Source organism: Streptomyces sp. NPDC003379 (assembly GCF_053589195.1).
This window is the reverse complement of sequence record NZ_JBSFRK010000016.1, coordinates 11,409-35,290: the sequence shown is the minus strand read 5'-3', so window position 1 is coordinate 35,290 and position 23,882 is coordinate 11,409. Positions and strand designations below refer to the sequence as shown.

The 23,882-nt window shown below is 69.8% G+C and carries 18 protein-coding genes and 3 pseudogenes; 8 read left to right on the top strand and 13 right to left on the bottom strand.

Features of this window, described 5'->3' with window-relative positions:
- Positions 1-207 precede the first annotated feature (207 nt).
- Positions 208-810 (bottom strand): CGNR zinc finger domain-containing protein, encoded by a 603-nt coding sequence (locus ACWDVB_RS17600; RefSeq protein WP_451515998.1) that lies wholly within the window; start codon positions 808-810, stop codon positions 208-210.
- Between the two features lie 82 nt (positions 811-892).
- Between ACWDVB_RS17600 and ACWDVB_RS17595 the strand changes: the two genes are divergently transcribed.
- From ACWDVB_RS17595 to ACWDVB_RS17585, 3 genes and pseudogenes are all read left to right on the top strand, one after another.
- Positions 893-1,687: an MBL fold metallo-hydrolase gene (locus tag ACWDVB_RS17595; RefSeq protein WP_451515999.1), complete on the top strand. Its 795-nt coding sequence runs from the start codon at positions 893-895 to the stop codon at positions 1,685-1,687.
- Between the two features lie 273 nt (positions 1,688-1,960).
- Positions 1,961-2,455: pseudogene (locus ACWDVB_RS17590) on the top strand (LLM class flavin-dependent oxidoreductase); the annotation flags it as partial.
- Positions 2,386-2,943: an LLM class flavin-dependent oxidoreductase gene (locus ACWDVB_RS17585; RefSeq protein WP_451516000.1), complete on the top strand. Its 558-nt coding sequence runs from the start codon at positions 2,386-2,388 to the stop codon at positions 2,941-2,943. The pseudogene ACWDVB_RS17590 and the gene ACWDVB_RS17585, both read left to right, overlap by 70 nt.
- A gap of 42 nt (positions 2,944-2,985) precedes the next feature.
- Here the strand turns inward: ACWDVB_RS17585 and ACWDVB_RS17580 are convergent, their stop codons facing one another.
- Positions 2,986-3,369 carry a hypothetical protein gene (locus tag ACWDVB_RS17580; RefSeq protein ID WP_451516001.1) on the bottom strand — a complete coding sequence of 128 codons (384 nt, stop codon included), beginning with the start codon at positions 3,367-3,369 and terminating at the stop codon, positions 2,986-2,988.
- 14 nt (positions 3,370-3,383) lie between these two features.
- Between ACWDVB_RS17580 and ACWDVB_RS17575 the strand changes: the two are divergent.
- A pseudogene (locus ACWDVB_RS17575) lies at positions 3,384-3,680 on the top strand (helix-turn-helix domain-containing protein); the annotation flags it as partial.
- Positions 3,681-4,012: 332 nt separating this feature from the next.
- On the opposite strand, the gene ACWDVB_RS17570 reads toward ACWDVB_RS17575, so the two are convergent.
- The 4 genes from ACWDVB_RS17570 to ACWDVB_RS17555 form a co-directional block, all read right to left on the bottom strand.
- The gene (locus tag ACWDVB_RS17570) at positions 4,013-5,395 is read right to left on the bottom strand and encodes an MFS transporter (RefSeq protein WP_451516002.1); all 1,383 of its coding nucleotides are present in this window, start codon (positions 5,393-5,395) and stop codon (positions 4,013-4,015) included.
- 149 nt (positions 5,396-5,544) lie between these two features.
- Positions 5,545-7,227: a tannase/feruloyl esterase family alpha/beta hydrolase gene (locus tag ACWDVB_RS17565; protein WP_451516003.1), complete on the bottom strand. Its 1,683-nt coding sequence runs from the start codon at positions 7,225-7,227 to the stop codon at positions 5,545-5,547.
- A 150-nt stretch (positions 7,228-7,377) separates the two neighbouring features.
- Positions 7,378-9,255, bottom strand: coding sequence for a helix-turn-helix domain-containing protein (locus tag ACWDVB_RS17560; protein WP_451516004.1), 1,878 nt, complete (start codon positions 9,253-9,255; stop codon positions 7,378-7,380).
- Between the two features lie 93 nt (positions 9,256-9,348).
- The gene (locus ACWDVB_RS17555) at positions 9,349-10,257 is read right to left on the bottom strand and encodes a 3-hydroxyacyl-CoA dehydrogenase family protein (RefSeq protein ID WP_451516005.1); all 909 of its coding nucleotides are present in this window, start codon (positions 10,255-10,257) and stop codon (positions 9,349-9,351) included.
- Between the two features lie 527 nt (positions 10,258-10,784).
- Here ACWDVB_RS17555 and ACWDVB_RS17550 point away from each other — a divergent pair.
- The 4 genes from ACWDVB_RS17550 to ACWDVB_RS17535 all read left to right on the top strand — a co-directional run bounded on the left by ACWDVB_RS17550 (position 10,785) and on the right by ACWDVB_RS17535 (position 14,054).
- Positions 10,785-11,591, top strand: a complete 807-nt coding sequence (locus tag ACWDVB_RS17550; protein WP_451516006.1) for an esterase/lipase family protein — start codon at positions 10,785-10,787, stop codon at positions 11,589-11,591.
- 96 nt (positions 11,592-11,687) lie between these two features.
- Positions 11,688-12,443 carry a CoA transferase subunit A gene (locus ACWDVB_RS17545; RefSeq protein ID WP_451516007.1) on the top strand — a complete coding sequence of 252 codons (756 nt, stop codon included), beginning with the start codon at positions 11,688-11,690 and terminating at the stop codon, positions 12,441-12,443.
- A complete protein-coding gene (locus tag ACWDVB_RS17540; RefSeq protein ID WP_451516008.1) occupies positions 12,443-13,093 on the top strand; it encodes a CoA transferase subunit B in 651 nt (216 codons plus the stop codon). Before ACWDVB_RS17545 ends, ACWDVB_RS17540 begins: the two co-directional genes overlap by 1 nt.
- Before the next feature lie 85 nt (positions 13,094-13,178).
- The gene (locus ACWDVB_RS17535) at positions 13,179-14,054 is read left to right on the top strand and encodes a poly(ethylene terephthalate) hydrolase family protein (RefSeq protein WP_451516009.1); all 876 of its coding nucleotides are present in this window, start codon (positions 13,179-13,181) and stop codon (positions 14,052-14,054) included.
- Between the two features lie 146 nt (positions 14,055-14,200).
- On the opposite strand, the pseudogene ACWDVB_RS17530 reads toward ACWDVB_RS17535, so the two are convergent.
- The 7 genes and pseudogenes from ACWDVB_RS17530 to ACWDVB_RS17500 all read right to left on the bottom strand — a co-directional run.
- Positions 14,201-15,244 (bottom strand): annotated as a pseudogene (locus tag ACWDVB_RS17530) (endo-1,4-beta-xylanase); the annotation flags it as partial.
- Between the two features lie 170 nt (positions 15,245-15,414).
- On the bottom strand, positions 15,415-17,646 hold the full coding sequence (locus ACWDVB_RS17525) for a glycoside hydrolase family 3 N-terminal domain-containing protein (RefSeq protein WP_451516010.1): 2,232 nt from the start codon (positions 17,644-17,646) through the stop codon (positions 15,415-15,417).
- Between the two features lie 49 nt (positions 17,647-17,695).
- Positions 17,696-18,484: a carbohydrate ABC transporter permease gene (locus tag ACWDVB_RS17520; RefSeq protein ID WP_451516024.1), complete on the bottom strand. Its 789-nt coding sequence runs from the start codon at positions 18,482-18,484 to the stop codon at positions 17,696-17,698.
- Between the two features lie 62 nt (positions 18,485-18,546).
- Positions 18,547-19,533: a carbohydrate ABC transporter permease gene (locus ACWDVB_RS17515; RefSeq protein ID WP_451516011.1), complete on the bottom strand. Its 987-nt coding sequence runs from the start codon at positions 19,531-19,533 to the stop codon at positions 18,547-18,549.
- 5 nt (positions 19,534-19,538) lie between these two features.
- Complete coding sequence (locus ACWDVB_RS17510) at positions 19,539-20,873, bottom strand: extracellular solute-binding protein (protein ID WP_451516012.1); 1,335 nt, start codon at positions 20,871-20,873, stop codon at positions 19,539-19,541.
- Positions 20,874-21,039: 166 nt separating this feature from the next.
- Positions 21,040-22,098 carry a LacI family DNA-binding transcriptional regulator gene (locus ACWDVB_RS17505; RefSeq protein ID WP_451516013.1) on the bottom strand — a complete coding sequence of 353 codons (1,059 nt, stop codon included), beginning with the start codon at positions 22,096-22,098 and terminating at the stop codon, positions 21,040-21,042.
- A gap of 157 nt (positions 22,099-22,255) precedes the next feature.
- Positions 22,256-23,803, bottom strand: coding sequence for a carboxylesterase/lipase family protein (locus ACWDVB_RS17500; protein WP_451516014.1), 1,548 nt, complete (start codon positions 23,801-23,803; stop codon positions 22,256-22,258).
- Between the last annotated feature and the right edge of the window lie 79 nt (positions 23,804-23,882).

Sequence of the window (23,882 nt, the reverse complement as noted above, 5' to 3'; positions counted from 1 at the left end):
GCCAACGCGCCCTGGGCGAACCCCATCGAGGCCCCGTCCAGAATCGTGCACTGCACGGCTACCCGCGCTGGCGCAGCGCCACTCTCATCATCCGGGCCAAACCGAATATATGCCCCAGTCGACCGAGCTCGCCGAACGTGGCGCCTCTCCCCGCGAACGAACTGGAGCACTGACTCACTGCGTAATGCGCTCAGCCCCTCCCACCCGTCACTCCATCGCGGTGCGGCGGGCGTAGGCGCGGGCGGCGCGGGCGCGGTCGCCGCAGCGGGTGGAGCACCACTGGCGGCGGCCGTGCTTGAGCAGGAAGCGGTTGCAGGGAGGGGAGGCGCAGGCGGTCAGGCGGGCGGCGTCGGGGGACGTGAGCAGGTCGGCGGCGTCGGCGGCGATGACCGCCAGGGCGTGCTCGACGATCGCGGTGGTGGGGTGGGGCGTGGCGCGGTAGGGGCCGGTCTTCTCGTCCCACAGCAGCAGGGATGCGGTGGGGACGCGGGTCATCGCGTTGTTGATCGCCGTGACAGCGGCGGGCAGAGCGGGGTGCCCGGCGACACGGGAGGCCAGCAGTGACCTGATCTGTTCGCGCAGTGAGCGCAGCTGTGTCGCGCAGATCTCCGCCAAGCCGGTGCCGACGGGGGCGAGGTCGCGCCGCGTCAGCCACTGCTCGGCCTGCGCCGGGGTGCCCAGGAGGTCGGCCGTGTGCCCGCCGGGTAGCGCGACGGCGCTGTTGGCCAGGCCCAGCGCGGGGTGCTCCGCCTCGCCCGGCGCCGACGGGAGGGCTGCTTCTTCCATCACGAACTCTTCCACGCTTCTCATGGTACGGGTTGCAATCATCCGTGAGGCAGGCCTACAGTCACCTCACGGTTAATACGTAATCTATCCGTGAGGAACTCCTTTCGTGTCTTCCCCGACCTTGCAGACCGCCCCGTTTCCCGTCCGCGTCTTCGGCGGCCCGACCGCCTTCTTCGAGTACGGCGGCCTGCGCTTTCTCACCGACCCGACCTTCGACGGCCCCGGCGACCACTCGGCACCGGCCGTCGTGCTGACCAAGACGGCGGCGGCCGACGGCAGCCCGGCCGATCTCGGCCGCGTCGACGTGGTCCTGCTCTCGCACGACGAACACGCCGACAACCTCGACACCTCCGGCCGGGCCCTGCTCGCCGACGTCCCGCTGACGCTCACCACCCCCGGCGGTGGGGAGCGTCTCGGCGCGGCGGCCACCGGCCTCGCCGACTGGCAGCCGGTCGAGCTTGAGCGCCGGGACGGCGGACCCGGCACGGTCACCGTGACCGGCGTGCCCGCCATCCACGGCCCCGGCAAGCGCGAGGAGGTCGAGCCGATCTGCGGCGAGGTCGTCGGATTCGTTCTGACCGGCGAGGGCCTGCCCACCGTCTACGTCAGCGGCGACAACGCCTCTCTCGACGCGGTCAAGGAGATCGCCGAGCGCTTCGCCCCGGTGGACACGGTCCTGCTCTTCGCCGGAGCGCCCCGCTTCTCCGAGGTCTTCGACGGCGGGCTGATCGTCCTGGACAGCGCCCAGGCCGCACAGGCCGCGAAGATCCTCGACGCCGGCCGCGTGGTCCCCGTCCACTACGACAGCTGGGCCCACTTCACCGAGGGCCGCGACGAGCTCACCGCCGCCTTCGCCGCCGCCGGTCTCGCCGACCGCGTCGACTTCGGCGTCCGCGGCTGACCCCTCGTACGTCGGACCCGGACGCCGGACACGGCCGGGCGCCGCCCGACAGAGACCGGCCGCGACTGTCGGCCGGCGCCCTCCCACCTCGCGGGACGCCGCACACCTTGAAGCCGAAGGACCGCACGAGCATGACCGACCCCATCCGCGGCACCCGCCATGGCGCTCCGCCCCCGCCGCCCTGTCCGTACTGGACTCCGCCATGACCGGCACCGGCCAGAGCGCCGCAGAGGCGTTGGCTAGCAGCATCGAACTCGCCCGGCTCGCCGACGCGGCTTCACCCGCTACTGGATGAACGAGCACCACGCCATGCCCGGCGTCTCCAACTCCAGCCCGCCCGTCCTGCTGTCCCGGCTCACCGCGGAGACCAGCAGGCTGCGGCTCGGCGCGGGCGGAATCATGCTGCCCAACCACCCGCCACTGGTCGTCGCCGGACAGTTCGGCATGCTCGACGCCCTCGCCCCCGGCCGCATCGACCTGGGCCTGGGCCGCGCCCCGGGCGCCGATCACGCCACGGCCGACGCCCTGCGCCGCGGCGCGAGCGGCGCCGAGGACTTCCCCACAGGTCCTCGAACTCCTGCACTTCCTCGGCGACGACTTCCCGGCCGAGCACCCCTACGCCGACCGCGTGTACGCCGTGCCGGGGCCCGCCCAGGCACCGGCTCAACGGCGTCACCCCGCCCACCGGCCGCCTGCCGGTGTGGCTGCTCGGCTCGTCCGGCCACTCGGCACAGCTCGCCGCCCGGCACGGCCTGCCGTTCGCCTTAGCCGCGCACTTCAACCCGCGCGATGTCGTGGCCGCCCTGCGCCCGTACCGCGAGCGGTTCACTCCGTCCGAGACCCTGGCCGAGCCGTACGCGCTGGCCAGCTTCACCGTCGCGGCGTCCGATGACGAGCGTGAGGCCCGCCGTCAGGCCGGCACCCTCGCGCACGCCATGCACCGCATGTTCCAGCGCAAGTCCTACCTGCTGCCGTCCCCCGAGGCAGTGGACGCCTACACCTACGATCATCAGGAACGCCAAGCCGTCGACAGCTGGTGTCGAGTCCCTCGCCGATGCCTGCTATCAGGGCCGGGCCTGGGCGCCTGCCCAGACCGGCGGACGCGTAGCGGCACCACCGCACCGCGAGTGCAAGAAGAACGCCCCAGGCTGGTGCGAGGGCACATGAGCGACACCGTTCAAGTGATCGTCGGCCAGCTGTCTCGCCAGCAGATCTCACCGCCAACCATGCACGAGCTCGTGAGCGTTGTCCCGTAACTACTGGTCGTCTCCGGCGGGGAGCCGCTCTGCGTCCGGCGGTCAGCCGAAGACGAGCTCGACGTCCTTGTCCAGGCAGAGCCTCATGACGGCGACCAACTGGCGGGCGTCATCGATGCGCCGTTGGAGAACGGGATCGCTGCCATCGTGTTGCCACCGGTCGACGATTGCTTCCAGTCGGGGCAGCATGGCCGCGCATTGCTCGGGCGTGAGGTCGGGGCCGTCGTCGTCTGGGTGGTCGAGCAGCGGTGCCAGCGTGGTGGAGACGCTGCTCCACGGGCGGTCTCCGCCGAAGCCGTACATCTCGGCCAGGGTGAATCCCTCAACCTGGGCCAGCCACTCCCTGAACATGTTGAAGCCGCTGTAGGACCAGGAGATGTCCGGGCTGGTCACGTCGCCATCTCCGGGGAAGAGCATAAGCCCCATCCAGTCCTCCTTGGTTGCCCGGTGCCCAGGATCAGTCATGGGGAGGAGTGTCGGCAACTGAAAGGCTGAGCCCGCGACAGTTCGGCAAGCTGATCACCGCGTCGTGGCGCGAAGGCGCGGAGCCCGTCCGCAAGTGCCGACCTTGGAGCCTGCTGCTGGAAGACCGGGTCCCGCTGGTCGCCGCGTACTGGCGCACCAACCTGACGCCGCGACAACTCGCCCCGCTTTTCGGGGTCCCTAAGTCGGCCGCCAACCGCATCATCGACCACCTCGGGCGGACGGTAGACCATCACCCGGACCGCAGAATCACGTTGCTCTACCGGCAGCCTCGAGCGGAAGGGTCGGGGAGACGGCGAACCGTGCGAGCAGGAGAACGCGACATGAAAGGTCGGTGACATTGAACCTGGTCGCGCCATCATCGGAGGTGAACGAGCTTGCCAGGAGGCGCTCAGCCGGCGTGCGAGCCACCCGGGTTCGGCGATCGGACCGCCCTCCCCGCCGCGACTGAGTCGGGCCGGCTGCCTGTCGAGCTCCCTGGCCGTCCAGACGCCGGAGCGGGCGGGGCGGCTGGGGCGGGCGGCTTTTGAAGGGCAGGGCCTACGGCGGTTTCCGCCTGTACGACCGTCAGCTGCCCGCAGGAGTTTCAAGCCGTACGGACCGGTTGGTCATCGGTCGATGCCGGCTCGGTTTCGTAGGCTTCTGTGTCCGAGAGATCTCGGTGACGGGTCTCGGTGGCGCAGCCGAGGGCGATGACGGTGAGCAGGACGGCGGCCATGACGTAGAGGGCGATGGGCGCGGCGCTGTTGTACTCGGCGAGCAGGGCGGTGGCGATGAGCGGGGCCGGGGCGCCGGCGGCCACGGAGGAGAACTGGGCGCCGATCGACGCTCCGGAGTAGCGCATGCGGGTGGCGAACATCTCGGAGAAGAACGCCGCCTGTGGGGCGTACATCGCGCCGTGGAAGAGCAGGGCCACGGTGACGGCTGTGATCATTGCCGCGAAGGACTGCCGGTCGACCAGGGTGAAGAACGGGTAGATCCACACTCCTATGCCGAGGGCGCCGACGAGGTAGACGGGGCGGCGTCCGATCTTGTCGGAGAGGGCACCCCACAGGGGGATGGTCACGAAGTGGACGGCGGATGCGATCAGGACGGCGTTGAGTGCGGTCTGTTTGCTCGTGTCGGCGTGCTCGGTCGCGTATACGAGGATGAATGCGGTGACGACGTAGTAGGAGATGTTCTCCGCCATGCGGGTGCCCATGGCGATGAGGACGTCGCGCCAGTGGTCGCGCAGGACGGCGAGTATGGGCGGCTTCTCGCGGGTGGCTCGTTCGGCCTTGCGGCGTTCGGCTGCTGCGAGGGCGGCTTTGAACACGGGCGACTCATCGACGGAGAGCCGGATCCACAGACCGACGACTACCAGCACGCCGGAGAGCAGGAACGGCACCCGCCATCCCCAGGAGTTGAACGCCGCGTCCGACAGTGTTGCGGTCAGCGTGGCCAGGGCGCCTGTGGCCAGCAACTGCCCTGCCGGCGCTCCCGTTTGGGGCCACGAGGCCCAGAAGCCTCGCCGTCCGGCGTCTCCGTGCTCCGCCACCAGCAGCACCGCGCCGCCCCATTCGCCGCCCAGGGCGAATCCCTGGACCAGGCGCAGGACGGTGAGCAGGACCGGGGCGGCCGAGCCGACGGTGGCGTGGGTGGGGAGCAGGCCGATCAGGAAGGTCGCGCCACCCATCATCAGCAGGCTGTACACCAGGAGTTTCTTGCGGCCCAGCCGGTCGCCGAAGTGGCCGAAGACGAGGGCGCCGATGGGGCGGGCGGCGAAGCCGACGGCGTAGGTCACGAAGGACAGGAGCGTGCCGACCAGGGGATCTGAGTCGGGGAAGAAGAGTTTGTTGAACACGAGTGCGGCGGCTGCGCCGTAGAGGAAGAAGTCGTACCACTCGATGGTGGTGCCGATGAGGCTGGCCGCCACGATCTTCTTGAGGTTGCTGGGCGCCTGGAGTTGTGCTGAGGGTGGGGACGGCATGCGAAGCACCACTTTCGGGACGGTGGCTGAAGTTGTGTGCGGTCTTGCACCAGAGTGGGATCGCCGGCCCGCTCTCCGTTATGTGCGGGGCGGACACTGATCCTGCGGGGATGTCCTCGCCGCGGACATACCGGGGTGCGCCTGCCGGGTCAGGTTCGTGGTCGGTCGCTGTGGCAGGTGAAGCTGTGTACGGCGGCGGGGCTGCCGTGGCCTCGGTATTTCGGCCAGGCGGGGTATGCGCACAGCGGCCGGGTGCGGGCGTTGCCTGTGGGGCTGGTGTCGGTGACGACCGGCCGTGAGGGCGCCTTGCCTTCTTCCGTCCAGCTCTCCAGGGCGCTCAGTGAGTCGTAGCTCGCGGCGAAGGACGCGTCGATGTTGACGTGGTTGGCGCCGGGGATGAGGTAGAGCCGGGCGAAGGCGCCGGTGGCGTGCCGGCCCATGCGTTTTTGGACGCGCTGGAAGTACTCGATGGTGGAGCGGTGGCTGACGAGTTCGTCGGCGGTGCCGTGCAGGAGGAGGAGCTTTCCGCCTGCCTCGGCGAAGCGGCGCAGGTCGGGGTCGTTGACGTCCTGGAGGGCGGAGAGGCGGCTGATGCGTTGCTGCCAGGCGCCGGGGCGGCGGGGGTCCACGGCCAGTGAGTCGTGTGCCGGGTCGCGGGTGATGAAGTACCGCACCCACTGGTCCCAGAACTGGACGCCGTAGCCGCTGTCCTTCGGCATCGGGTGGTCCGGGACGCGGGTGCCCATGCCCAGCAGGGGGGTGGTCATGTCGGCGCCGGAGAGGAAGGGGAATCCTGGGTAGCCGGTTTCCCTGCTGGCGAGGTGGTACTTCCATCGCAGTGGCGAGGAGAGTGCCTTCACGGCGTGGATCTGGTGGTCCGACAGGCAGGTGTCCGCGGTGTCCTGTCCGTCCGGGCAGCGTAGGGTGCGGGGCTGGAAGCGGCAGCCTGGTTCGTTGGAGATGACGCCGTCGCTCAGGCCGTCGTCACCGTCACAGGACTTGATGACGCTGCGGTACAGCAGGTTCTGTTCGGCCGGGTTGAGGAACGCCCCTGGCCGGGAGAGGAGTTGGGCTTCGTAGCCGAAGAAGAGGTTGAGGGAGGCGGCGTTCCAGGCGGGGTAGGCGGCGATGACGCCGTCGAAGTCGGTGGGCCATCGCTGGGCGACGGCGAGTGCTTCGCGTCCGCCGCTGGAGCCGCCGGCGAAGTAGCTGTGGGCGGGGGCGGCGCCCTGGTAGTGCGTGCGGATGATGTGGTGGGCGGCGTCGTGGGTCTTTTTCAATGCGTCGCCGGAGAAGTTGCGCACGGCTTCGTCGTTGACGCCGAAGGAGCCGTCGAGGGAGGTGGTCGGTTTGAAGTCCGGCGCCGCCTGGTGGCCGGAGTCGCCGGCGTAGGTGGCGTAGCCGTGGCTGAGCGGGCGTGGCCGGCCGGTCGGGCCGAAGGGGACGTTGCCCGTGACATCGGGGATGGTGCCGTCGTAGCCTCCGCCGCCGAACATCATCGTCTTTGCGTTCCACTGCTGGGGCAGGGCGACGCGCAGTTTGATGTCGGGAGCCTGGGGGTCCACGGGGTGGATGACGGCCTCGACACGGCAGTACGCGCCGGTCGCCGAAGTTCCGCTGCCGGTCGGCGCGATGGCGTTCGCCGCGCTCACCTCGCCGCCCGTGGTGGGCAGCCCCATCACCGAGGCGGGTATCTTCAGGCCGCGCAGGCTGCCGCAGTCGGCCGGTGTCCGGGCGGCGTGTGCCGGTGTCCGTGCGGCGTGTGCCGGGGGCAGGAGCGTGCTGCTGACCAGAGCGCAGACGAGCCCTGTCCCGGCGATGGTCTTCTTCATGGCGTCTCCGTCGCTCCGTCGCTTCGTCACTTCGTCGCTCATACCTCGTGTCACGAGACGCAAAGGTTACGAAGCGTGCCGCCGAGGGCGGTATGGGCTGGACGCACACATGGGCTGCCTGTGAGGTGTGCCGGTCGACGGGTGGGCGTGCTAGGGCTTGCTGACTTTCAGCAGCCGCAGGGCGACCTGGATCTCCAGGAGCCGTTCCGGGTCGCGCCAGGTGGCACCGAGGAGCCGGTTCATCCGGCCCAGGCGTTGGGAGACGGTGTTCACGTGCAGGTGGAGCAGGTGCGCCGTGTTGCGAGCGTGCCGGCCGGTGCGGCAGTACGTGTCGAGTGTGTGGACCAGATCGGAGTGGTGGGTGCGGTCGTATGCGATGACCGGGCCGATGACGGATTCGATGAAGGAGGCAGTGGCCGGTTCGCCGCTGAAGAGGGCTCCGACGAATCCGAGTCCGCGGGTGTCGGCGATCTCGCCGGTCCTGCCGAGGGCGACCAGGGCGTGCAGACAGTTGTCGGCCTCGCGGAAGGCGTCGCCGATGTGGGTGATGTCAGCGGCCTGCGCGGTCCCGGCGGTGAGGGGATGGCGTGAGGTCCGCGCGAGTTCGTCGACGGCGCGGCGCGCCAGGGCCTGGGGGTCGTCTCCTGGCAGCAGCAGGATGACGGTGTCGCGCCGGAAGGTCGCAAGGCCGTGGGAGCGTCGGGCGATGGCCGCGGCGGCGGCGTAGACCCGCTCGCGTGGTTCGTCATCGACCCGGGCCACCACCACGGTGCGGCAGGTGGCGAGGTCGACGCCCAGCAGAGCGGCCCGGTGCCGCAGGAGGTCGTAGTCCTTGCTGTGCGCGGCGAGCAGGTCCCCCAGCAGTTCTCCGCGTACGCGGGCCTCGGCCTCCGCCATGCGTCTGCGGGTGACGAGCACCAGGGAGGCCACGAGTGCGGCCCTCTCCAGGATGCGCCGGTCCGTGGCGTCGACCTGCGCCGTGGCGCTCAGGACGATGGTGCCCAGGGGCTCGGACTCGGTGATCAGAGGAACGGCGCACCTCGTCGCGCGGATCACGGTGTGCCCCGCCTGCCAGGCGTCCGCGCTGAGCCGGCCGAGTTCGTCGGCAGGCACCGTGTCATGACCGCAGGACCGGGCCACGATGTTGCCTTCCTCGTCGAGGACGACCACCGTGCCGGCGACGGCGGTCGCGGTCGCCTGTACGACTTCGTCGACGCCGTTGCCCTGGATGACCAGGCGGGTGAGGCGTTCGTGGACCTCCGCGGTGCGTTCCAGGTCCGCCATGTGGGAGCTGATCGTGTCGTTGGCGACCCGCAGCTCCGATATGGCCTGCTGGGCGGCGCTCAGCAGGCGGCTGTTCTCGATGGCCACAGCCGCGTGCGAGCCGAGCATCATCAGCACACCGATGTCACGGCTGCTGAACTCCTGCCGGCTGCGGTGTGCGGCCAGCAGGACTCCGATCACCTCTTGGTTGAGTTTGACCGGTACCCCCAGCAGGGACTCGATCCGTTCCGCGGCGACGGTTCTGTCGATCTCGGTGGTGTGGGTGAAGGATGTGTCGGGGAGGTAGGCGGCGACGGCGTAGGGTTCCCCGGTCCGCGCGACGATCCCGCCTACGCCGGTCCCGACGGGCAGCCGAAGTTCGCGCAGCAGGCCGGAGATGTTGCCCGCGGCCGCTTTGATGTAGCTGTCGCCGCGGCCGCGGTCGCTGAGGCTGATGTAGGCGAGGTCGCAGTCCAGCAGCCGCCGTGCGCGGTCGGCGATCGCTTGCAGGATGGGGTCCAGGTCCCGCAGAGAGGCCAGGTCGCTCGCGGTGTCGTTGAGCAGCTGGAGCTCCGCCTCGTTGCGGCGGTGGCGCAGAAGCCTTTCCCGCAGACGCAGCGCGATCGTTCGCTCCTCCTCCAGCGCGTCGAGCTGGTCGGCCGGCTCTCCCGCGGCTCGGGCCAGTGTCAGCACCTCGTCGAAGGCGTCGATGTCGGCGTCCTTGAGCAGCAGTTTCAGGAAAGACATGCCGTTCGTGTGTGCCATCGATCCTCCGTCGAGCCGTGCTCTTGGCGCCCGGCAAGTATGGCGCCGCGTCGCGGCTGAAGCACCGTAGTGAACATGAAAGGCGTGGGAGCTTCACGGGTCGATGAGATTGCGGCGGATTCCGTTGTCGAGGCGTTGTGCCACTTCTTCGTCCCGACCGGTCGGCCAGGTCAGCAGCCCGTCTCCGGAGGCGCGGCCTCGATGCCCGGCGTCGAGCAGCTTGTCGAGCGTGGGAAAGGTGATCTCGGTCGACAAGTGGGGCGCCAGGCTGTCGAGGATGTTTTTGGTCAGGTCCAGTCCGACGAAATCCGCGTTCTCCATGGGGCCCACGGCCGACCAGCGCAGGCCCAGGCTGGCCCGCATGACCGCGTCGATCGTCACCGGGTCACAGACTCCTTGCTCCAACAGATGCAGTGCCTCCCGTACCAGCGCGAACTGCAGCCGGTTGCCGATGAACCCCGGGACGTCACGGTGCAGGCGCACCGTCGTCTTGCCCATCCCGTTCAGCAAGTCGCACGCTTCCTGCACGAACCGGTGATCCGTCTCCGCGCCCGGGGCGACCTCGACCAGCGGAATGACATAGGGCGGATTCCACCAGTGCACTCCCACCAGCCGCTGCGGATGCCGCATGCCTCTGGCCACTTCGGTGAGCGAGAGCACCGAGGTGTTCGACCACACCGGCATCACGGCCGGAATCTTCGCTTCCAGTGCCTCCAGGACCAGATGCTTGACATCGAGGCGCTCGGGGACGGCTTCGATCACGACATCCACGCGCAGCACCAGGTCCGACAGGGTTTTCGCCGTTGCGATGCGTGCGGTGACCAGCCCGATGTCGCCCGGCAGCATGTCGCAGCGTTCGAGGGCCCGCACGATGCGCTCATCGAGCGATGCCAGCACCGCGGGTTCCGCGTCGTACACGATGGCACGGTGCCCCGCTTGAGCCAGAGCGACAGCGATTCCGTGTCCCATGAGCCCGCCGCCGATGATTCCGAACCGGGTCATTGTTCTGTCCTCCAAGAGCTGGGCGGATGTATGCGGTGACATGCGCCCTCGCGGCACCTGAGAGCCGGAGACGCGGGGCGAGCGAGGTGCGCAGCAGGCGGAGACTGAAACCGCGGAACGTGGTGCATGCGTCGGCGCCCGGGACAACCTGCCCATCGATGGCAGCCCCCGCCCGAGTCGCTCTGACGGTATGCCGCCTCCATAGAGCTCTACGAGGGGAGCAGCGCACATACACACGGCGTCAGACGTGTGCCGCGTACATACCCGATGTACCCACGCGGTCCACGCGGCAGGGCGTCAACGGTCGCGCGCATCCCGGCCGGTGCGGCCGAGACGTAATGGTCGAAGTGGACACTGTCAGGGGCGAAAGACGTGCGCCGCACCCATCTGACCGCTGCGGCAGGCGGTTCTAGCGTGCTCTGTGTCACATCACCCCACACCCCCTGTCGGCGTCCTGCTGAGCGCGAGCCGCACGTCAGCGCTCGGTGACCGCACGACGGGCAACCCGACGGGTAAGGAGCACCCCCATGCTGTTTGCATCCACGAGGCCCAGCGGGACGGCATCGCCGCACACAGGCAGTTGGCGGACAGCCCGTGCGCGACGGCTGCTCAGCACCTCGGTCGCGGCCCTGCTCACCACGAGCCTGCTGGGCCTGGCCACCCAGGCATCCAGCGCGGCGCCCCAGTCGGCGCCCGCCCCCGCCGCTGCCGGACACGACCCCGTGATCATGATCCCGGGCATGACCGGCTCACCGGCCAACATGAACACGATGAAGTCCAACCTGCAGACCAACGGCTGGCCCGCGAACCGGCTGTTCACCTGGACCGACAGCAGCTCGATGACGCAGGACCTGGCCAAGGCCGCCGAGCAGCTCTCGGCCAAGGTCGACCAGGTGCGCAGCCAGACCGGGGCCGACAAGGTCGTCCTCGCCACGTGGTCCGCCTCCACCCTGGCCGCCCGGTACTACATCAAGAACCTCGACGGCGCCGACAAGGTCTCCCAGTACATCGGCTTCGCCGGACCACAGCACGGCACCACCAACAACGGCTGCCAGTGGTACGTGTCCTGCCAGCAGTTCGCCTCCGGAAACACCCCCTTCCTCAAGGCGCTGAACAACCCCACCGAGGTCCCCTTCAACGACAAGGTCGACTACCTCACGATCAGGTCGACCGCGGACTACAACGCCACACCGACCGACACCGCGAAACTGGCCGGCGCCGACGAGAACTACCTGATGAGCGGGCCGATGGCGCCCAGCCACCTCTCGATCATCTCCAACGCCACGGCGCTGGCGAAGATGCGTTCCTTCATCACCGCGCACGAAGGCGACTGACTCCCACGGGTTCGACGAGCACGTCCCCCAGCCGTGCCGGGCGCCGTACTTGGCAGCGTCCGGCACTGTCGGCACACGAAGGGCCTTTTCTCCTCCATGAACAAGACGATGCCTTCGGCCGGGCAAGCAGTGGCCGACATCCCTGCCGGAGCGACTCTGGCCGTCGGCGGGTTCGGGCTCAGCGGCGTACCCGACACACTCATCCGGGCACTCCATGAGCAGGGCGCCGATGACCTCGAAGTGGTGTCCAACAACTGCGGCGTGGACGGGCGCGGCCTGGGGGTCCTTCTGGGCTCGGGCCGCATATCCCGCGTCACCGGCTCCTATGTCGGTGAGAACAAGGAGTTCGCCCGCCAGTACCTGAGCGGGGAACTGGAGGTGGAACTGGTGCCCCAGGGCACGCTCGCCGAACGGCTGCGGGCCGGCGGCGCGGGTGTCCCCGCCTTCTACACCCCGGCGGGTGTCGGCACGCAGGTCGCCGCCGGCGGACTGCCCTGGCGCCACGCGCCCGACGGAACGGTCGCCATCGCCTCTCCGCCCAAGGAAACCCGGGTCTTCGACGGACGCACGTACGTCTTGGAGCACGCCATCACCACCGACTACGCCCTCGTCCGGGCCTGGCGTGGCGACCGGCACGGCAACCTCGCCTTCCGCCGGGCCGCCGCCAACTTCAACCCGCTCGCGGCCATGGCCGGCCGGACCACCATCGCCGAGGTCGAGGAACTGGTCGAACCCGGCGAACTGGCCCCCGACCACATCCACGTACCTGGCATCTTCGTCCAGCGCGTCGTACAGCTCACCCCGGATCAGGCGGCCGACAAGCCGATCGAGAAGAGGACGGTACGTTCCTGATGTCCTGGACCCGCGACCAGATGGCCGCCCGCGCCGCCGCCGAACTCACCGACGGCTCCTACGTCAACCTCGGCATCGGCCTGCCCACCCTCATCCCCGGCCACCTCCCACCCGGCGTGCACGTCGTCCTCCACTCCGAGAACGGCATTCTGGGCACCGGCCCCTACCCGTACGAAGACGAGGTCGACCCCGACCTGATCAACGCAGGCAAGGAGACCGTCACCGTCCTGCCCGGAGCCGCCTTCTTCGACTCGGCCCTGTCCTTCGGCATGATCCGCGGCGGCCACATCGACACCGCGGTCCTCGGCGCCATGCAGGTCTCCGCCCACGGTGACCTCGCCAACTGGATGATCCCCGGCAAGATGGTCAAGGGCATGGGAGGCGCCATGGACCTCGTCCACGGCGCCCGCCGCGTCATCGTCCTCATGGACCACACCGCCAAGGACGGCAGCCCGAAAATCCTCGAATCGTGCGAGCTGCCCCTCACCGGCGAACGGTGCGTCCACCGCGTCATCACCGACCTCGGTGTCCTCGACGTGACGCCCGACGGCCTGGCCCTGGTGGAAACCGCCCCGGACACCACCGTCGAAGACGTCATCAGCTGCACGGCCGCACCCGTACTCCTCGACCACATGTCGGCTGCCTGCTGAAGCAGACAGGCCGGTTGCCCCGCCGATCAGGCACGGACTCACCCAACTCCCCCACAGGCAGAACTTTTCCAAGCAGAGGAGAATCATGGCTTCCCTACCCCGCACCCTGAAACGTCATCGCGCGAGCCGCACCATCGGGACCGTGCTCGCAGCCCTGGCCCTGCTGGCGGCGGGCGGCGTCACGGGCACAACCGCGGCCGGGGCGACGGCCTCGACCTGCCCGTCGGTCAACGGCCAGTGGGCCGCTCCCGGCCCGTTCACCGTCGCCTCCGCGTCCAACGGCCGAGGCACGACCGTCTTCCGGCCGACCGACCTGGGTACTTTGGGCTGCGCCACACACCCGGTCGTCCTGTGGAACAACGGAGCCCGCTCCGGCCTCGACCGGTACGCCCCCCTGCTGAACCACCTCGCCTCGCACGGCTTCATCGTCGCCGCGGCGGAGGGCAACGCGGGCACCGGAGGGCCCATGCTGCAAGGACTGAACTACCTGACAACCGAGAACGGCCGAGCGGGCAGCGCCTACCAGGGCAAGGTAGACCTGGCCAACGTGGGTGCCACCGGCCACTCCTTCGGCGGCGGGGCGGCGGTCGACGCCGGGGCCGATCCCCGGGTGGACACGATCGCGCCGATCTACCCCCTCGCGTTCAGCAGCGGTAGCCGGGTGCGGGGCCCCGCGGTGTTCTACGCCGGTCAGAACGACACCATCGTGCCGCCCTCGACGGTCCGCAGGACCTACAGCCAGGCCACCCAGGTGCCCGCCGTCTACGCCGAACAACGCGGCGCCGACCACTACGGCATCCCCGGCCTGCACGGCCCCGTCACCGCGTGGTTCCGCTTCCACCTCATGCGCGACGAGCAGGCTCGCGGCCTGTACTTCGGCCCCAACTGCACCTACTGCTCGTCTTCGTCCTGGTCGGTCTTCGAGCGCAACCCCCGCGCCAAGGCCGTCCCTGGCACCTGACCACGGCTCACCGTAAATCATCGAGAATCCGTGGGCCTGTCGGAGGCCGGCCGATGGCGGTGTGCATGAACCCGTTCGGGAATGGCCGCCGGATGCTGTCCGGCATCGACGAGTCGGCGTTACGCGCCGCGCTCCACGCGTCCGGGGGCCGTGCCGGTGGTGGCGGGTGTGCCACCCAGCGTCGTCAGCACCGCGTTGTACGCCGGCTTCTTGTTGCCGTTGCGGTCGAACAGCAGCGGGTTCTCCCCGCTGCGCCAGGAGTCGCTGTCGCGGATGCCCCAGACGGTGATGCCGGTGCAGCGCGTGACGTTCATGCAGGCCCTGACCGTGTTCGCGTACGCGGTCGGCGACGCCTGCGCGATGTCCAGTTCGGTGATCTGGACGTCCACGCCGAGGGCGGCGAAGTTCGACAGCGTCGTCTGGAAACTGGCGGGCGGACCACTGGAGCCGAAGTGGGCCTGGAGGCCCACGCAGTCGATGGGTACGCCCCGCGCCTTGAAGTCGCGCACCATGCGGTAGACGCCCTGGGTCTTGGCGTCATTCCAGTTCTCGATGTTGTAGTCGTTGTAGCAGAGCTTGGCCGCCGGGTCGGTGGACCGGGCGGTCCGGAACGCCTGCTCGATGAAGCCGTCGCCGAGCACGTCCCGGAAGACCGAGCTGCGGAGCCCGCCGCTGGTGCCGTCGGCGAAGGCCTCGTTGACCACGTCCCAGGAGTGGATCCGGCCCTTGTAGCGGTTCATCACGGTGGTGATGTGGTGGTTCATCACGCCGCGCAGGGTGTTCGCGTCCCTGATGGAGCTGACCCAGCCGGGCAGTTGGGAGTGCCAGACCAGGGTGTGGCCGCGCACACGCTGACCGCGGGACGTCGCGCCGTTGACGATCTGGTCGGCGGGGCCGAAGTTGAACGAGCCACGGGACGGTTCCGTGGCGTCCCACTTCATCTCGTTCTCCGGCGTGACACTGTTGAACTCACGGCCCAGGATCCCGGTGTACGTGCCGTCCCCCAGCTTTCCGGCGGCCACGGCGGTTCCGAAGTAGCGGCCGGACTGGGCGGCTTGGTCACCCAGCGTGGATGCCTGAGTCGTGGCGTCGGGCACGGCGGCAGCGGTACCGGTGACCACCAGGGCCGCCGCGGCCAGCAGGGACAACACCGAGGCTCGGCGATGGCCGAGCCGCTTCAGTGGATTCATGGTTCTCCTCGTACGGTTGGCGTTGGGGTCGGAGTTGGGGTTGGGTGCAGGTGGGTGGTGCGGGCCTCGTAGCGGCGGTGGCCGTGGAGACGTACGTCCTGGCGAAGTCGGTCTGGCGAGCCAGTAGGGTCACCGGCGCTCCGATAGTTTTGGAGTGGCTCACGAAACGTCTACTTGACACGCACCTCGCACCACATCCGGCGCTCGTGCCCGACCTCGCGTACCGGCCCGGTCAGGGTGAGCGGCACAGTGTGGTGCACTTGGGCGCTGGAGGCGGCTATGCGCAGTTCGAGGGCGCCGGGTTCGACGACGCGGCGGCCGTCGGCGCCGGTGTACGCGGCGAGGTCGGCGGGGAACGTGGCGTGTACCTCGGCCGATGCCCCGGCCTCCAGCGGCACCCGGGCATAGCCGACGAGCCGGACCTCGGGGCGGGCGACGGTGCCGACCGGGTCGTGCAGGTAGAGCTGGACGACTTCGGTTCCGGGACGGTCACCGGTGTTGCGGACGGTCAGCCTGAGCGCGGTCTCGCCGCCGGTGGGGAACTCCGTGGCGTCGCACAGCGGTTGCTCCCAGCCGAACGTGGTGTACGACAGGCCGTGCCCGAACGGGTACAGGGGCGTCGGGTCCACGGTGCTGGGGAAGCCGTGCCGGCCCAGTGGAGGAGCGAGGTACGGCGCGGGCTGGCCGCCAGGGCCGCGCGGCACCTCGATGGGCAGGCGTCCGGAGGGGTCGACACGGCCGGAGAGGACGCCCGCGACAGCGCCGCCGCCTTCCTGCCCGGGGAAGAACGCCTGGACGACGGCGGCGGCCTTCTCGGCCCAGCGGCCGAGCGCATAGGGCCTTCCGCTGAGTACGACGATGACGACTGGTGGGCCGTACGCCATCGCCTCGTCGAGCACCTCGCCCTGCCCATAGGGAAGTTGGAGGTCCTCGGCATCACAGCCCTCGCCCGACGAGCCGCGCCCGAACAGACCCGACCGGTCCCCGACCACAGCCAGGCAGACGTCGGCCGCTGCCGGATCGTCGACGAACACGGTGTCAGGGAACTCGATGCGCAACGCCTCGGCCAGCGTCGACACCCCGACGCCCGTGGGCAGTTCGGGATGGTGCACGCCCACGTGCCGGGGGAACGTGTAGCAGCCGAGCATGGCGGCCCGCTCGTCGGCGAGCGGCCCGACGACGGCGATGCGCAGCCCGTCACTCAGGGGCAGCGCCCCGGAGTCGTTGGCGAGCAGGACGACCGACTCCTCGGCGACCTTCCGCGCCAGGTCCCGCATGTGCGGGGGGTTCAGGTCGACGGGCGCCCCGCCCGTGACGGGCTCCCAGTCGGGGTCGAGCAGCCCCAGTTCGCACTTCTGCGTGAGGACGCGCAGCGCGGCCCGGTCGAGCAGGTCCTCGGGGGGCGGGTCCGCGGGGTTGAAGCAGCGGGCCGCCGGCAGCTCCACGTCGACACCGGCCACGAGGGCGAGCCGTGCGGCACAGCCCTCCCCGTCGGCGATCCGGTGCGCCTCTTCAAGGAGTGAGACGCCGTAGTAGTCCGAGACCACGGTTCCGGCGAAGTGCCATCGCGCGCGCAGGAGTTGAGTGAGTAGTTCGGCGTGGGCGTGGGCGGGCAGGCCGTCGACGTCGTTGTAGGCGGGCATTACGGAGCGGGCACCGCCGTCGCGCACCGCCATCTCGAACGGCGGCAGGATCACGTCCGCGAGCTCCCTCGGGCCGAGCGAGGCGGGCGCGTGGTTGCGGGCGGCACGCGAGGCCGAGTAGCCGGCGAAGTGCTTGAGCGTGGCGACGATCCCAGCCGACTCCAGGCCCCGCACGTAGGCGGTGCCGATGGTGCCGACGAGGTACGGATCCTCACCGATCGCCTCCTCGGTCCGGCCCCAGCGCGGATCCCGTACGACGTCCAGGACCGGAGCGAGCCCCTGGTGGACGCCGACGGCCCGCATCGACCTTCCGATGGCCTGTGCCATCTCGGTGATCAGCTCAGGGTCGTAGGTGGCGCCCCAGGCCAGCGGGGTCGGGAAGACGGTGGCCTGCCAGGCGGTGAATCCGGTCAGGCACTCCTCGTGGGCGATCGCGGGCAGGGCGAATCGATTGCCGGCGCGGATCGTTCGCTGCAGTCCGGCGAGGCGGGCGACGCCCTTGGCAGGTTCGACGGGCACGGTGCCGAAGGGTCGGGTGAGATGGCCGAGGCCGTGGGGCAGCAGGGCGTCGAGAGCGGCGCTGCGGCCCGCATACGTATGCTGACCGGGGGCGACGTCGGAGGCCCCGCCATCGGTGGACTCGGCGCCGATCCATACGCTGGACAGCTGAGCGGTCTTCTCCTCGGCGGTCATCCGGGCAAGCAGGTCCGCCGCCCGGGCGTGTGCGGGCAGGGTGGTGTCCTGCCATGGCTCGACCATGGAACTCCTCATGTGTGGTGCGTATAAGGGGCCGTTGACGCCTTGAGGGTCAGCCCTTGGTGGCGCCCATGGTGATTCCCCCGATCAACTGCCGTTCGGCGACGGCGTAGAAAGCGAGGGCGGGCACCATGGCGAGGACGAGATAGGCGAAGACGCGGGCGATGTCGGTGCCGTACTGGCCCTGGAACTGCTGGACGCCGATGGGGATCGTCCACCAGGTCTGCGCACTGAACACCAGCATCGGGAGCAGGAAGTTGTTCCAGCTGCCGACGACGGCGAGGATGGACACGGTGCCGAGCGCGGGCCGCGCCATGGGCAGCAGGATCCGCCAGAAGAAGCCGAACGCCGAGCAGCCGTCGAGGGTGGCGGCCTCCTCCAGTTCGCCGGGAATCTCCCGGAAGAAGCCGCGCAGGATGACGATGGTCATGGGCAGTCCGAACGCGGCCTGCGGCAGGATCACACCCCAGGGGTTGTCGAGCAGCCCGAAGGTGCGCAGCAGGACGAACAGCGGCAGGATCGCCACGGCGAACGGGAACATCAGCCCCACGGTGAAGAGGGTGAAGAGCAACTCCCGGCCGCGGAAGGCGAAACGGGCGAGTGCGAAGGCGGCGAGGGCCGCGGCGCCCACCGTCAGCACGGTCGTGCCGACGGCGATCAGTGTGGAGGCGCCCAGCATGCGCCAGAACGATCCGGAGGCGAGTATGTCGGTGTAGTTGGACGTCACCCACGGCGAGGGCAGGCCGAACGTGTTGCGGGAGAGCTGGTCGGTGGACTTGAACCCGGACACGAGCGCGTACAGCAGGGGCGTGACCATGACGACGCCGACCAGCCACACCATCACGTACAACGGCACGGAGCGCAGCTTTCCGCGCGCGCCCGCGTTTCCGCGTGCGCTCGCGCTCATCGGGAGGCTCGCATGGCGGTGAGGGCTCCTTGGGTGTCGCGGCGCAGCACGGAGCGCTGGTAGATGAGGGCGAAGACGAGGCTGATGAGGAACATGGCGATGCTGATCGCGCCGGCGTAGCCGATCTGGTAGCGCTGGAAGCCGAACTGGAACATGGTCACGGCCATGGTCTCGGAGTGGTGGTCGGGGCCGCCCTGCGTGACCACCCACACCAGGTCGAAGAGCTGGATGGCGCCGATCACGGAGAGGAAGACGCTGATGCGGACCGTCGGCCCGAGCAGTGGCAGGGTGATGTGACGGAAGCGCTGCCAGGGGCTCGCGCCGTCGATGCGGGCCGCCTCGTGCAGTTCGGCGGGGATCCCTTGCAGCCCGGCCAGGTACAGCATCATGTGGAAGCCGAAGTACTTCCATGTCATGACGAGGAACAGGGTCGGCAGCACATGGTTCTGGTCGGCGAACCACAGCCCGCCGAGGCCGTCGAGGCCGACCGAGCCGAGCACCTTGTCGGCGAGCCCGTCGTCCGGCGCGAAGATCATGGAGAAGAGGACGCCGGTGATGACCTCGGACAGGACGTAGGGGGCGAAGAACAGCATCCGGTACAGGGCCCGCCCGCGCAGCCTCTGATTGAGCAGCACGGCCATGGCGAGCGCGAACGGCAGCTGCACGCACACCGAGAACAGCACGAGCAGCAGGCCGCGCCAGAGGTCGCCGAGGAAGACCGGGTCGTGGATGAGGCGGCTGTAGTTGTCGAGGCCGACGTAGTCCGAAGGGGCCCCGAATCCGCCCCAGTTGAAGAGGCTGACGTAGAGGGCGTACAGGATCGGGGCGAGCACGAGCGCGCCGAACAGAAGCAGGGCGGGCAGGGTGAAGCAGAAGGCGGTCAGCCAGTCGGCGGCCCGCCGGGCCCACGGGCGGCTCGCCCTGGGGCCCGGCTGCCGCGGTGGAGCGGCGGGCGCGGGGTCTTTCACGTACGTGGAGGTCATGTCGGTCACTGGCTCTTCGCGACCTGGGTGACCGAACGGGTCACCTGCTCGGGCGACTTGGACCCGGCGATCAGGGCGGCCACCGAGTCGTTGATCTCCTGGCCGACGGCGGGCGGGTACGCCTGGTCGAGGTAGAGCTGGAAGCCGGTCGCCTTGTCTACGGCCTCGGAGACGAGCTTGAGATTGCGGTCGGTCAGGGCGCTCATCGCGTCCTTGACGACGGGCATGATCGAGGCCTTCGTCACCAGGATGCGGTCGGACTCCGCCGTCATGAAGAACTTCAGGAAGTCGACGGCCGCCTTGGGCGCACCCTTGCGCACCGCGTAGCCACCTCCTCCGCCGAAAACGTCAGTGACGGCGCCCTTGCCACCGGCGACCGCGGGGAACGGGAAGAACCCGAGGTCCTTGCCGATGCCCTTGCCCGCGTCGGCCTGCGCGACGGGCGCCCACTGGCCCATCAGCTCCATCGCCGCCTTGCCGTTGCCCATGGTGGCCGCCTCGCCGTTGGGCGTGGAGTACGCGGCACCGAGGTGGCCCTTCTGGAACGGCTGGAGCGCGACGAGCTCCTCCAGGTGCTCACCCGCCTTGACGAAGTCGTCGCCGGTGAAGTCCTCGGTGTCAGCGGCTTTCCGCATGCCTTCGACCCCGGCGATCCGCAGGGACAGGTAGGCCCAGTAGTACATGCCGGGCCACTTCTCCTTGCCCGCGAGGGCGATCGGGGTGATATCGGCGCTCTTCAGCTTCTTGACCGCGTCGAGGTAATCCGCCCAGGTGGCGGGCGGCGTCTTGACGCCGGCCCTGGCGAACAGCGCCTTGTTGTACCAGAAGCCCACCGCCCCGATCTCGAAAGGCACGGCGTACGTCTCGCCGTCGACCTGGTACGGCTGCAACGAAGCCGAGATGAGAGTGTCCGTCCAGGGCTGGATCGAGGGGGTCAGGTCCTCGACAAGACCGGCGTCGATCTGCTGCTCCAGCACACCACCGCCCCACGTGTGGTAGATGTCCGGCAGCTTTCCGGAACTGGTCAGCGCCGTCATCTTCGACTTGTAGGCGTCGTTCTCCATCGTGACGAGCTCGATGCGCGTATCAGGATGCTCGGCCTCGAACGCCTTGGCCCGCTCGGGCCAGACGGACTTCGACGGCTCCGTGGTCTGGATGTTCCACCATTCCACGACGGTCCGGCCCTTGCTGTCGGTGGTGGTGGACCCGGAGTCCGAACAGGCGGAGAGACCGGCCGCACCCAGTCCCGCCGCCGACGCGGAACCCAGAAACCGGCGGCGGGAGAGAGCTGAGGACGCGGTGCCGGACGCGGACGTGACGGCTCGGTCGAAGGCTGGCATGGCGCACCTTCCGGAAGAGTTCCGAGAATTATCGAGCGATGGCCATGGAAGTTACGGGCATACGTCGGAGGCGTCAACGCCCCCGACGGGTACGGGCGTTGACGCCTCCGAAATGTGCTGTTCCGTTATGCGTGGCGTGGCGGTTATGCGTGGCGCGGCGCGGCGGTCATGCCTGGCGCGGCGGCGCGGTGCTCGCGCGGACCACCAGCTCGGTCGCCAATTCCACCCGTGGTGACGCCAGAGCGACGTTCCGCGCCAGGTCCAGCAGCATCCGCGCTGCCAGCTTGCCCATGTCCGACAGAGGTTGACGGACCGTCGTGAGGGGAGGCGAGGACCAGCGCACCTCCGGCAGGTCGTCGAAGCCGACGACGCTCATGTCCTCCGGCACGCGCAGCCCGCGACGGCGCAGCGCTTCGATGGCGCCGAGCGCCATCTGGTCGCTCGCGGCGAAGATCGCGGTCGGCGGTTCACCGAGGTCCAACAGCCGCCCCGCGCCGATGAATCCGGACTCGTGATAGAAGTCACCGGCTACTACGAGCGCGTCGTCGACGGCGACCCCGGCCACGTCCAGCGCGGCCCGATAGCCGTCGAGCCGGGCACGTGAGCACAGCAGCCGCGGCGGGCCCTGGATGAACCCGATGCGCCGGTGTCCGAGCTGGAGCACATGCTCGGTCGCCGCCATCCCGCCCGCCCAGTTCGTGGCACCGACGGTCGGCACCTCGGTGGCGGGGGTTCCGGCCGGGTCGATCACCACCAACGGCACGCCAAGGCGCCGCAGTTCGTCGTGGAGTCCCGGTTCGAGCACCGACGTCACGAGGATCACTCCGTCGGAGGCGCGCGCCCGCAGATTGGTCATCCACTGTCGCGCGGCGCCCGCCCGGTCATGGATCGCGGAGACCACCGTACCGACGCCCGCCTCGTGTGCGACCTCCTCCACACCCCGGATGATCTCGACGGCCCACGGACTGTCCAGGTCGTTGAAGACAAGGTCGAGCAGGGCCGCCCGGGCCCCGGGCGCGGTCGCCCGACGCCGGTAGCCGTGCCGGTGCAACAGGTCCTCGATTCGGGCGCGGGTCGCGGGCGAGACGTCCGAGCGTCCGTTGACGACGCGCGAAACGGTCGGCACGGACACCCCGGCCTCCCGCGCGATCTCGGCGATCGTCACCTTCGCCGCCCCATCCGGACTCCGCGTGCCCGCCTTGCGCTGAACGCTTTCCCCGGCCACCGTCCCCACCTCCGTAGCTGTACGCCTGGAAACTCCGGGCGCCTTCCGGAAACCGTAAGACATGTCTCCCGGTACACGGCGAGGCAGGCGGCGATCTCGCCGTAGGGCCCGAGTCGCGTCCACAGGGGTACGCGGCGGGACGGCCGGAGAAAGCCGGTCAGCGTGGATCGGCCGCGGTGTCCCACAGGTCGCAGTGGTGCTCGGCCCGCAGTGACGTCGTGGTCGCGTTGCCACCCGCGGAAGCGGTGCGCAGCTGGAGTACCCGGCCGGGCCGGGTCCCCTGCTCCGGCATCGCCTGTTGCCCGTTGGCGCGCGGCGGCGAGCCGTGGAGGAAGGAGCCCCAGTACGCGGTCATCTGCGCGGCCAGGGCGCGCTGCTCGGCGTTGAGGTCCGCGGGACGGCCGTACGGCTTGAACAGGTAGTTCAGCTCGGCCGCGTGCGTGGCGCCGAAGTCGAAGTCGGCGTCCTGGGGCAGGGAGGCGAAGAGCGGCGAGGTGCGGTCGGCGAACTCGTACGCGTAGACCCGGCCGCGCTCGGCCAAGCGCGGGTTGGCCCGCAGGGCCGGGCAGGCGAAGCGGTCGTCGCCGACGGCGGCGCCATAGGCGTAGCCGGGCCGGTCGTAGGCGCGGAGAGGATAGCGGTCCAGCGCTCGGCGGCCGGTGTCCTCGCCGAAGGCGGCGGTGAGGGCCTCCGGGTAGGCCTCGGCCGTCAGCGGGGTTCCCCAGCGGTCGTGGCTGTCGTAGGCGAAGACCAGGCCCTCCTTGCTGTTGGCCCCGTTCATGACGGGGACGCGGGAGGCACGGCCGGTGGCGAAGGCGGTGGCGGGCTGGAGCGGCAGTTCACGGTCGCCGACGGTGGGGCCCCAGAGGTCGGGGCCGGTGCCGTTCTGGGCGTCGAGGATCGCCTTGGCGGGTTTGCGGCGAAGACAGTCGGCCGCGGTCGCGGGCTCGGTGCAGCCCAGCTTCGCGGCGAAGGCGAGGCCGTTCGCGACGGCCTTCTCACGGGGGCTGCCCGCGCAGTCCCCGTAGGTGCCGCTTTGGATGATGGCCGCCCGGTACAGGCCGCGGCTGCCCGGAGACGCGAGCTGGGCGCAGACCGCGCTGCCGCCCGCCGACTCGCCGGCGAGGGTGACCCGGGTGCGGTCGCCGCCGAAGCGGCCGATGTTGGCCTGTACCCAGCGCAGCGCCTGCTGCTGGTCGAGCAGGGCGAAGTTGCCGGTGGTGCCGGGGAGGGTGAGGAAACCCAGGGCGCCGAGGCGGTAGTTGAGGGTGACGACGACGGCGCCGGTGCGGCGGGCGAACGCGTTGGGGACGATGTCGCGGCCCGCGCCACCGATGTTGGCGCCGCCGTGGATCCACACCATGACGGGGCGCTTGCCGCCGTGGTGGCGGGGCGGCGGGGCGTAGACGTTGACGTCGAGGCAGTCCTCGGTGGCGCGCTGTTTCTCGGAACCGGGGGCCCAGTAGGGGTTCTGGGCGCAGGAGTCGCCGTACCGGGTGGCGTCCTTTACGCCGCTCCCGTCGGCGGCAGGCCGTGGCGCCTGCCAGCGCAGGTCGCCGGTGGGCGGCTGGGCATAGGGAATGCCGAGGAACTGCCGCCCCTCGGAGGTGGCCTCGCCGCGCACCCAGCCGTTCTCGGTACGGACCAGGACAGGATCCCCGGCGGGCTCGCCGGCCTGGGCCGCCGGCAAGGGGGCGACGGCCATGGCGGTCATGGTGAGGGGCAGCACAATCCGACGCGCTCGGCGCAGGAGTGTCGGGGGCAGCGGCATAGGGTCTCCTCAC

Excerpts from the sequence above, each read along its gene's own strand:
- ACWDVB_RS17600 (WP_451515998.1), bottom strand. The coding sequence starts at position 810 with ATGAGAAGCGTGGAAGAGTTCGTGATGGAAGAAGCAGCCCTCCCGTCG.
- ACWDVB_RS17580 (WP_451516001.1), bottom strand. The coding sequence starts at position 3,369 with ATGGGGCTTATGCTCTTCCCCGGAGATGGCGACGTGACCAGCCCGGAC.
- ACWDVB_RS17570 (WP_451516002.1), bottom strand. The coding sequence starts at position 5,395 with ATGCCGTCCCCACCCTCAGCACAACTCCAGGCGCCCAGCAACCTCAAG.
- ACWDVB_RS17565 (WP_451516003.1), bottom strand. The coding sequence starts at position 7,227 with ATGAAGAAGACCATCGCCGGGACAGGGCTCGTCTGCGCTCTGGTCAGC.
- ACWDVB_RS17560 (WP_451516004.1), bottom strand. The coding sequence starts at position 9,255 with ATGGCACACACGAACGGCATGTCTTTCCTGAAACTGCTGCTCAAGGAC.
- ACWDVB_RS17555 (WP_451516005.1), bottom strand. The coding sequence starts at position 10,257 with ATGACCCGGTTCGGAATCATCGGCGGCGGGCTCATGGGACACGGAATC.
- ACWDVB_RS17550 (WP_451516006.1), top strand. The coding sequence starts at position 10,785 with ATGCTGTTTGCATCCACGAGGCCCAGCGGGACGGCATCGCCGCACACA.
- ACWDVB_RS17545 (WP_451516007.1), top strand. The coding sequence starts at position 11,688 with ATGAACAAGACGATGCCTTCGGCCGGGCAAGCAGTGGCCGACATCCCT.
- ACWDVB_RS17540 (WP_451516008.1), top strand. The coding sequence starts at position 12,443 with ATGTCCTGGACCCGCGACCAGATGGCCGCCCGCGCCGCCGCCGAACTC.
- ACWDVB_RS17535 (WP_451516009.1), top strand. The coding sequence starts at position 13,179 with ATGGCTTCCCTACCCCGCACCCTGAAACGTCATCGCGCGAGCCGCACC.
- ACWDVB_RS17525 (WP_451516010.1), bottom strand. The coding sequence starts at position 17,646 with ATGGTCGAGCCATGGCAGGACACCACCCTGCCCGCACACGCCCGGGCG.
- ACWDVB_RS17520 (WP_451516024.1), bottom strand. The coding sequence starts at position 18,484 with ATGGTGTGGCTGGTCGGCGTCGTCATGGTCACGCCCCTGCTGTACGCG.
- ACWDVB_RS17515 (WP_451516011.1), bottom strand. The coding sequence starts at position 19,533 with ATGACCTCCACGTACGTGAAAGACCCCGCGCCCGCCGCTCCACCGCGG.
- ACWDVB_RS17510 (WP_451516012.1), bottom strand. The coding sequence starts at position 20,873 with ATGCCAGCCTTCGACCGAGCCGTCACGTCCGCGTCCGGCACCGCGTCC.
- ACWDVB_RS17500 (WP_451516014.1), bottom strand. The coding sequence starts at position 23,803 with ATGGCCGTCGCCCCCTTGCCGGCGGCCCAGGCCGGCGAGCCCGCCGGG.